The 6,389-nt window shown below is 67.4% G+C and carries 5 protein-coding genes; 2 read left to right on the forward strand and 3 right to left on the reverse strand.

The features are described 5' to 3' along the window. The first annotated feature begins 481 nt into the window (after positions 1-481). The gene (locus tag EJK15_RS66650; RefSeq protein ID WP_138720493.1) at positions 482-844 is read left to right on the forward strand and encodes a hypothetical protein; all 363 of its coding nucleotides are present in this window, start codon (positions 482-484) and stop codon (positions 842-844) included. A gap of 73 nt (positions 845-917) precedes the next feature. After that, positions 918-1,751 (forward strand): hypothetical protein, encoded by an 834-nt coding sequence (locus tag EJK15_RS66655; protein WP_138720494.1) that lies wholly within the window; start codon positions 918-920, stop codon positions 1,749-1,751. On the opposite strand, the gene EJK15_RS66660 is transcribed toward EJK15_RS66655, so the two are convergent. From EJK15_RS66660 to EJK15_RS66670, 3 genes are all read right to left on the reverse strand, one after another. After that, positions 1,719-2,285, reverse strand: a complete 567-nt coding sequence (locus tag EJK15_RS66660; protein WP_206062246.1) for a hypothetical protein — start codon at positions 2,283-2,285, stop codon at positions 1,719-1,721. The two genes, EJK15_RS66655 and EJK15_RS66660, sit on opposite strands and share 33 nt — an antisense overlap. Positions 2,286-3,291: 1,006 nt before the next feature. Further along, a complete protein-coding gene (locus EJK15_RS66665; protein WP_138720495.1) occupies positions 3,292-4,965 on the reverse strand; it encodes an amidohydrolase in 1,674 nt (557 codons plus the stop codon). Beyond that, positions 4,955-6,389 (reverse strand): purine-cytosine permease family protein (locus EJK15_RS66670; protein ID WP_138720496.1); only part of this gene is annotated, 1,435 nt, incomplete at its 5' end. The genes EJK15_RS66665 and EJK15_RS66670, both read right to left, overlap by 11 nt.

Raw genomic sequence — 6,389 nt, forward strand, 5'->3', positions numbered from 1 at the left:
GTGACCTCGGGTGCACCTACTGCCGAGACCGGCCCGCGCGACCAAGCCTGGCCCGAGACCATGCCCCCGCTGAGCCCGCCTTGCGCCGGGCAGCCCGGCTGGCCAGCCGACGGGTCCTGCGACACCGACCGACAGGCCCGGCCGCTGGGTGGTGATCGGGCCTGTCAGGTCGGAGCCTTGTCGGGCTATCCTCCTGGGTCCATTCGGCTTCGAGATCGCGGACCTGGCCGAGGAGTTCGCCGATGCGGGTTCGCTGCTGAAGGATCTCAACGTGAGCTGCCTTCAGCAGCGTCTTCAGCGTTAAGGGCGCGTTCCCGCCAGGTCGCCTCCTGCTCGGCTTCGCGGCTGGCGTGTCTTGTGCTCGCCGTGCCCCGGTGTCGGCCATCGCCTCTGCCACGGCTGCTCTGGCCTGCGGGTTGGTGTAGAGGAAGGTGCGAGACACGCCGGTGTCGATCGCACCTTCCTCTACCGGCACCGCGACTTGCTGGAGAAGATCCACGCAGTGGAAGCCGCTCCGCCCGCCACCGGCGGAGGCGCCGGTCTGGCCGTCACTCGAGCCTCGCTGCAAGCCGACCTGCTGGCCGCCCATAAACGCGCGGTGCGGCTCGACGCCCGTGTGCAGCAACTCGAACGCCGACTTTCCGAGGCGCACGGCGAGAAAGTCTGGCGCGAGTCCGGGCTCGGCACGCCTGCCGATATCGACGCTCTCAACCAGAAGATCACCCACCTGGAGCAGCAGGTCATCGATCTGCGCCTCCAGCTTGAGGAACGCGACGAGGACCTCGCTGCCGCCCGCGCCGCCACGCGTGAACTGATGACCCGGCTCAACAGCCCGCCCCGTTGAGGAGGAGCCGCTGCGGAAGCAAGCCAGAACGGCAAGCATCACGGCACAGGCCATCGGACCTAGGCTGTAGATCATGAGTCGTCTGAACTTCGATTTCGAGTACGCCAACGGCATCACCCATGCCCGGCTGATCGCCGAGTTCGGGCAGGGCGTCATCGAACGCCACTGGACTGGCCTCTACGCGCTCGACTATCCCGACGACCCGCAACACAATCCCTTTTTCCGCTACGGCGTGAACAACAGCAACCAGGAAGAAGTTGCGGTCTATCTCGGCCTGGCCTGGGCGTTCACCGCCGGACGACATCGGTTCGTTGTCCCGACCTGGGCACGCGACGAGGCGACCCGTTACCTGGGGCGGCACGACTACGACTTCATCACCTGGGAATACGAGATCGATGCCGAGCAGCCGGACTGGCCGACCCGCGACCGTGGATTCGTTGCCTCTCGCAATATGTTGTCCATTCGACCGGCTCCCACCGACTGGCAACGTGCACATCGGCACGAGGCCGGCCTTTTCCCTGCCCGTGATCTGCGTGAACTGACGGCCTTGACCACCACAACACTGATGGACGTCGACGGCAACGTGAACCTTTTCGGCCTCGCCGGCCTTGACCGCAAGGACCGGCTGCTTGATTCACTGCGCGGACAGTTGCAACCCGAACTGGCGACCCTGCTCGCCCCAGGTGACGTCTTCGTCGACATCACCATCGGCTGCGACCTGGGAACCTACGACTCCGTCCTCGCGGTTGCCAGCGGCGACCACCGGCATACCTGGCAAGCGGTCATCGATGAATACCGACGTCGCGTCCACGCCTACGAGAACGCCATCGACTCTTTCCATACTTTCGACGACCTCTTCTCGGCCTTGGCCGCGCTACAGCTCCCGGTCAACGACACCGCCGAGTAGCACAAAGCGATCGCTGGCATCTTCGGGTGCTTGGCGATGCGGACCCCGCGGGCCCAGCGGGTTCGATGGCATCTGGGTCTTCACATGCCCCAGGAACGAGCGGCGGCGGTCCGCCCGAGACGGCAGCCGGGTACTGCTGAGGGCCCTGCCGAGGTCACCGTTGACCCCGAGGGAAGCTTGGTGCAGGTAGAAGCCCTTCAGACAGGCCGCTGCCGTCGACAGGGCGTCATGGCCGTAGGGACGTTTGCCGACCCGCCACGGCTCACCCAGTGGCATCGCGACCTCGGCGCCGACGATGCCCATGTACCGTTCGAGATCCCGCAACGTCACCACGTCAAGGCCCAGGCACTCGCGGTCCAGCCACCGCAGATGGTCGACCAGCAGATAGGCGTAGGTCCGCTGGGTGCCCGCCCCTTCATGTCGGCGCAGGAACCTGTCTGCCTCCGGATGCACCGTCCCCTCCGGCCACACGATCGTCCATGACCGGAGCACGTCCTTACGTGTCAGCTTCTGAACTCTGAGCTGACCGATCACAATCTGCCGAGCCACATGCCCTCCGTACCGATACCCGCGAACATGGCGGACGTTCCGAACCAAGTCGGTAAATGATCGCGGAACGTCTCGGAACGCAAGTCGGACGGACATCAAGAACAGACTGAAGAGCGGTCGGTAAAGTCCAGGAGCAACAGCTCTGTGCCGCAGGCCTCCATCGCATCGTCGCCGTGCGGCCGGGGTTCGGGACGTGCAGGAACTTGCCGATGGCCTGCGACAGCATGCCCGCGGTCGCGCCGGTGCCGACGCTGACATAGATCACCGGCACCCGGTCGCCGAGGAAGTCGCCGCGGAAGTCGGCAGGTGACACGTCCAGCTCGGGATGACGGCGGCGCCAGTCCAGCTCGCACTCCTTGCCGATCAGCTTTAACAGCGACGTTTTGCCGCAGTGACCGGGCCCGTTGATGATCGCGCTGTGGAAGGTGGCGTCCTAGCTGTATTGGCCCTGGGTCAACTTCGGCTTCAGCGCGGCCAGGACCTGTAGGACCTGTGGGTGCTTGATGAGTGCCGGGTTGTCTGGACGCGGCGAAGATGACAATGGGACCTGCTCCTGACCTGGGCACTGTCACTTCGATGGATGTCGAAATGCCAGTGCTCACGTCATCGAAGTTGGCAGTACGCAGCCGAAGATCAACTGCCATGAATGTGCGTCGGTGTGTGAAGGGCGAACGTCTCACGACACGGCGCATGATCAAGGAATGTCGCTCGCGCGGCGTTGTTTCGCGGGGATCCGCGATCACCTCGGATCCCCGCGAGACGCCCTCTGCCATGCGTGCGACCGCGTTCGCTTTCGCGTCCTGACGGTAACCGCCGCTGTAGGCACGCCTGTCCTTTACCACGGGAGGCTCGGAGAGGAGCAGCGCAATCGCACAGGGCGGCACATATGGTCGCCACTCCCAACTCGGGGCGAGCTCGGGAGCGAGTCCGTAGCCGGCGGGACGGTCGGCTCGGCCCTGTCTCCAGGGGCGGGCTGTGCCGCGGGTCCGGTTCACTCGGCGTGGTACACGACCTGCCCGGCGACGACCGTGAGCACGACCTTGGCCTCGGCCAGCGGCGCCTGGTCCGGTGTAGCGAAGCCGGGGGCGAACAGGTCGCGGTCCAGCAGCACGAGATCGGCGCGTCGGCCGACTGCCAGGTCACCCGCCTGCCCGTCGTGGTTGACGTAGGCCGAACCCGCCGTGAAGGCATCCACGGCGGCACCGAGCGGCAGCCGTTGCTCGGGCAGGAAAGGCGCGTCGCCACGGTTGCCGGGGTCGGTACGGGTGATCGCGACCTCCAGTTGCTTCAGCGGATCGGCGGTGGTGACCGCCCAATCGCTGCCCATGGCAAGGCGGGTGCCGCAGTTCAACAGGTCCGCGAAGGGGTATTGCCGCCGAGCCCGTTCGGGGCCGATGCCAGGCACCGTCAGGTCGTCCATCTGGGGCCCGCTCATGGCCCAGAACGCTTGGAGGTTGGCGACGACATCCAGCTCGGCGAAGCGCTTGATGTCGTCGGGGTGGATCAGTTGCAGGTGGGCGATGTGGTGGCGTCGGTCACCGGCGCCGTTGGCGGCGCGGGCGGCGGCCACGGCATCGAGCGCATTGCGGACCGCGCGGTCGCCGATGGCGTGCTGGTGTACCTGGAAGCCGTGACGGTCCAGCTCGACCAGAGCCGCGGCGAGCAGTTCCGGATTGATGTATGAAAGCCCGCGGTTTTCGCCGTGCCCGCCGCAGCCTTCGCAGTACGGCTCCAGGAGCGCGCCGGTGTGGTTCTCCAGCACTCCGTCCGTCATGATCTTCACCGTGGTCGGGTGGAAGCCCGAGCCCAGGTCCGCACGCGGTGACGTGACGGCGAGCCCACGCTCCCGCCGGGCCAGCAGGTCGGCGATCTGCTCCAGATTCCGGTGCCGGTCCCACCACAGCGCGCCGACCACCCGGGCGGTCAGGCGTCCGTCGGTGGAGAGGGACTCGTACGCCCGCTGGGTGGCCGGGGTGACCCAGGCGTCCTGCCAGCCGGTGATGCCGAGGGCGTGCAGGTGGCTCTGGGCCGTGAGGATCGCAGCCTCCCATTCCGCCTGGTCGGGGAGCGGGACGTGCGTGTCGTTGTAGGTGTAGGCGGCGCCCTCGTGCAGGGTGCCGGTGGGTTCGCCGGTGAGGGGGTCGCGCTCGATCCGGCCGTCGGCGGGGTCGGGGGTGTGGCGGTCGATCCCCGCGAGCTCCAGGGCGCGGGAGTTGACCCAGGCGCCATGCACATCCCTGTTGAAGAGGAAGACGGGACGGTCGGGGACTATCGCGTCCAGGTCCTCTCTGCGTGGGGTACCGCCGGGGAAGTACTCCATGGCCCAGCCACCACCGACGATCCACGGCTCGTCGGGGTTGGCCCGGGCGTAGCCCGCGATGGCGGCCAGATACGCCTCGCGTCCCCCCAAGTCGTTGAGCCAGATGCGCAGCAGGTTGCGCCCGGCGAAGGGGGCGTGGACATGGGCGTCCTGGAAACCGGGCAGTACCAGGCCGCCGGGTGCGTGCACTCGTTCCGTGCCGGGTCCGGCCAGCGCGAGGACGTCCGCGTCGTCGCCGACGGCGGCGACCCGTCCGCGCCGCACGGCCAGGGCCGAGGCCCAGCGGCCCGCCGAGAGGCGGGCCGGGGCACCGGTGATGATGAGATCCGGCGGGTCAGTGCGCAAGGTCGAGCACACCTTCCTCTTCGACGACGCGCCGCTCTGCGGGTAGGTCGAGCGAGCGGCAGAACAGCAGGTAGCACAGGCCGGCCACGGGCAGGCCGACGAACATGCTGTAGTCGACGCCGTCCAGCATCGAGGCGGCGAAGCCGGTGAACGGGGTGGTGACGACGAACGGGATCATCGCCCCGAGGGCGATCAGATAGGCCAGGTTGCCGCGCCATCCCCAGCGGCCGTACATGCCCCGGGGGTTGAAGATCTCCCGGATCGAATAGGCGCCGCGACGGACGAAGAAGTAGTCCACCAGATTGATCGCGGTCCACGGCGTGAACAGGTACGCGAGGAAGATCAGCACATTTCCGTAGAAGGAGTTGAACCGGTCCACACCGACGAACTGAGCCGCACCCCATACCACGACGAACATAACGGCGATGCAGAGGGCGCGTATTCTCCGGGTCGGCCGCACCGGCGTGAAGCTGTCCCAGATGGAGATGATCGACATCATGCCGCCGTATTGGTTGATCGCCATCACCGACAGCAGGCCGAGCAGGAGCGCCGCGACCACGAACCAGCCGAGCCCATCGACCAGGCCGTCGCCCATCTGCTTGAACGCGGCCACGGGGGTGGCGTCCGGGTAGGCGGCCGAGGCCACGGCGCCGATGGCGAAGACCCAGATCGCGGAGAGCGCGCTGGGCAGGTACGTCCACCAGAAGGTGGACCGTACCCCGACCCGGGCGGGCAGGTAGCGGGAGTAGTCGGAGACGTAGGGGGCCCAGCCGAGCTGGAAGCCGGCGACGATCACGAAGACGGTCATGACGGGGCCGGCCTTGAAGTCGCCGAACGCGAACGCGTCGGCCGTCAGGCCCCGGTCGGTGAGGGCGGCGACCGTGACGAGAACCATCACGCCGACCAGCGGCCAGGTCAGCCACCGGCTCACCCGGTGGATCCAGCGGTAGCCGTACAGCGCGATCACCGCGGCCACGGAGGCGGCGATGAAGTAGCCGTAACTCTCGCCCACGCCGAACAGGGTGTGCAGGGCGTCGCCGGACAGGATCGCGTCGGAGATGTTGTACGCGACGTAGTTGCCCAGGGCGAAGACCCACACGGTCAGCGCCGCGCCTATATAGCCGAACTGGGGTCTGGACTGGACGAGCTGGGGCAGCCCCAGCTGAGGTCCCTGGGCGGAGTGGAAGGCCATGAAGAAGGTGCCGAAGAGCGAACCGAGCACGGTGGCGATCAGGGTCCACATCAGTCCGGCGCCGATGCTGAGGGCCGCCACACCAGTGGCCAACGCTGTGAGGTTGATGTTGCCGATGAACCACAGCGCGCCGAGGTGCGCGGGGGTGCCGTGGCGTTCGGCGGCGGGGATCCAGTTGACCGAGTGGACCTCGATGCCGGAGGCCGCGGTGGCGGGGGCGGCGGCCTGGTCG

It is taken from the genome of Nonomuraea basaltis, assembly GCF_005893125.1.
GTDB lineage: Bacteria > Actinomycetota > Actinomycetes > Streptosporangiales > Streptosporangiaceae > Nonomuraea > Nonomuraea basaltis.